The organism is Streptomyces sp. GbtcB7, assembly GCF_019091445.1.
In the GTDB taxonomy this organism is placed as follows: Bacteria; Actinomycetota; Actinomycetes; order Streptomycetales; family Streptomycetaceae; genus Streptomyces; species Streptomyces mirabilis.
Map to the genome: position 1 here is coordinate 1 of NZ_JAGXJM010000566.1, position 240 is coordinate 240.

General features: G+C 75.0%; 1 protein-coding gene. It reads right to left on the reverse strand.

Features of this window, described 5'->3' with window-relative positions; genetic code table 11:
• Positions 1–240: hypothetical protein (locus tag KVT44_RS56840; RefSeq protein ID WP_217577153.1), on the reverse strand; the 240-nt coding region annotated here is incomplete at both ends.

A 240-nucleotide genomic window follows, 5' to 3' on the forward strand; every position in this document is an offset into this window, starting at 1 on the left:
GTCCCCCAGGGAGAAAAGGGTGTTGTTGCCCCCCTCCCACCCGGAGTTGATCTTCCCCCCCTCCCGGGGGGGGGGGGGGTTCGGTGCGGCGGCCGGGGCGAAGGAGGGGACGGCGCTGCCGAGGGAGGGCCCGTCGACCTGGACGAGGACGAGGCCGAGGCGGCCGGCGACGAACTCCATGAGGGACGTCTGGCCGAAGCCGGGCGGGGAGGTGAGCGGGAGTAGCCCGCGGGGGTGGGT